Genomic DNA, 2,516 nt, shown 5'->3' with positions numbered 1-2,516 from the left:
GCGCACTCCTCCGGCGGCGACCAGTCGGTCTTCGACAACGGTCTGCCGACCCACGGGTTCAGGACGCGGCGACGGCGTTCCTGTTCACGGGGCAGGGTGCGCAGCGGCTGGGTATGGGCCGTGAGTTGTACGCGAGCCACCCGGTGTTTGCGGCTGCTTTCGACGCGGTGTGCGGGGAGGTTGACGTACATCTGGGGCGGTCGTTGCGTGAGGTGGTGTGGGGTGAGGATGCGGATGCGTTGAACGCGACCGCGCTCGCTCAGCCTGCGTTGTTCGCGTTCGAGGTGGCGTTGTTCCGGTTGGTCGAGGCGTGGGGGGTTGCCCCGGACCTCGTCGTCGGTCACTCGATCGGTGAGCTGGCGGCTGCGCATGTCGCCGGTGTGCTGTCGCTTGCGGATGCGGCTCGGTTGGTGGTGGCGCGTGGGCGGTTGATGCAGGCGTTGCCGGCCGGTGGCGCGATGGTCGCCATCCAGGCGACCGAGGACGAAGTCCTGCCGCTGCTGACCGACGGTGTGGGCATCGCGGCGGTCAACGGGCCGCAGTCGGTCGTTGTTTCGGGCACGGAAGCGGCTGCTCTCGCCGTGGGTGAGCACTTCGCTGCCGCCGGCCGTAAGACCAGCAGGCTGGCTGTGTCGCATGCGTTCCATTCGGCGTTGATGGAGCCGATGTTGGAGGAGTTCCGGGCGGTGGCGGCGGAGTTGACCTTCGCCGAGCCGCGCATTCCGGTGGTCTCCACGGTCACAGGTGAGCCGTCCGAGGAGTGGCAGTCTGCTGACTACTGGGTGGATCAGGTGCGCCGGCCCGTGCGCTTCGCTGATGCCGTCCGCAGCACGGAAGCGCTCGGCGCTCGTACGTTCGTGGAGATCGGCCCGGACGCGGTCCTGACCGCGCTCGGGGCGGGGGCCGCCGGAGACTCCGCCACCTTCGTCCCGTTGCTGCGCAGGAACCGTCCCGAGTCGGAGGCGCTGGTCGCGGCCCTCAGCCGGTTGTACGTGGAGGGCGTGCGGGTCGACTGGGAGGCGTTCTACGCCGGTACCAGTGCGCGTCGCGTCGAGCTGCCCACGTACGCCTTCCAGCGCAGCCGCTACTGGCTCGACGCACCCGTTGCCGGAGCCGACGCCGCGGCTTCCGGGCAGATCGCCCTCGACCACCCGGTGCTCCGCGCCGCCGTGGTTCTGCCCGACGACGGCGGGATCGTTCTCACGGGCCGGCTGTCCGCCGGTACGCACGGCTGGATCGTCGATCACGAGGTCCTCGGCAGCGTGCTGCTGCCGGGCACCGGGTTCGTCGAACTCGCCGTCCGGGCGGGCGAGCAGCTCGGCTGCGGGCTGCTCGAGGAACTCACCTTGCAGGCCCCCCTGGTGCTGCAACCGCTCGGCGGCATCGCGGTCCAGGTGGTGGTCGGGGAGGCCGACGACACCGGGCGCCGGTCCGTGACGATCCACTCGCGTGCCGACGACCACCCGGATCTGCCGTGGACCCGCCACGCGGACGGTGTGCTGGCACCGCCGGTGGAGGCGGACCGGACGGGAGGGCTCACCGACTGGCCGCCGACCGGAGCCGAGGAGTTGGCCGTCACCGGTGCCTACGCGGATCTGGCAGCCGTCGGGTATCACTACGGCCCCGTGTTCCAGGGCCTCACCGCGGCGTGGCGGCGCGGAGACGAGCTCTACGCAGAAGTCAGCCTGCCGGAAGCGGCACACCAGGACGCCGCCCGCTTCGGCCTCCACCCCGCCCTGCTGGACGCGGCGATGCACGTCGGGCTGCTCGACATCCCGGGCCGTGAGGACGGCGGGCAGACGCTGCTGCCCTTCGCGTGGAACGGGGTAGCGCTGCACGCGGCCGGGGCCACGTCGCTCCGGGTGCGGATCACTCCCGTCGCGCAGCAGGACGGGCTTTCGCTGACCGTCGCCGACGAGCACGGCAACCCTGTGTTGTCCGTGGACTCGCTGCTCTCCCGGCCCGTGTGGGCCGAGGGGCTCGGTTCCGGAGTGGGCGACGCTTTGTTCCGGGTGGACTGGCAGCCCGCACCCCTGGGTGAGCAGGCGGCCGAAGGGCCGGCACCGGTGGTCTTCGCGTGCGGGGCCGAGGGCCTGGACGAGGACGTACCCGGTGCGGTGCACGGTCTGGTGGGCCGTGTGCTGGGTGCGGTGCAGGAGTGGCTCTCGGTCGATCGGCTCGAGGGTGCGGTCCTGGCGGTGGTCACGCAGGGTGCGGTGGCCGTCGGTGACGGCGATCCCGTGGATGTGCGCCAGGCTCCGGTGTGGGGTCTGGTGCGGGCTGCGCAGGCGGAGAATCCGGGTCGGTTCGTGCTGGTCGATACGGATGGTTCGGTGCCGTGGGAGCAGGCGGTCGGGCTGGGTGAGCCGGAGGTGGCGGTCCGCGGGGGTGCGGTGTGTGTTCCGCGGCTGGTCCGGGCCGCCTCCGGCGAGGGTCCGGGTCCGGTGTGGGATGCGGACGGGACCGTACTGATCACAGGTGGCACGGGTGGTCTGGGGGCGCGTGTCGCCCGGCAT

1 protein-coding gene is annotated in these 2,516 nt (G+C 71.7%); it reads left to right on the top strand.

The genetic code is table 11. From position 1 onward, the window contains the following. Positions 1-80 precede the first annotated feature (80 nt). Positions 81-2,516: acyltransferase domain-containing protein (locus ABZV94_RS41215; RefSeq protein WP_356350192.1), on the top strand; the 2,436-nt coding region annotated here is incomplete at its 3' end.

It is taken from the genome of Streptomyces sp. NPDC004658 (genome assembly GCF_040609555.1).
GTDB lineage: Bacteria > Actinomycetota > Actinomycetes > Streptomycetales > Streptomycetaceae > Streptomyces.
Note: the sequence above shows the minus strand (reverse complement) of the source record. Positions and strands in the feature narration are given on the sequence as shown.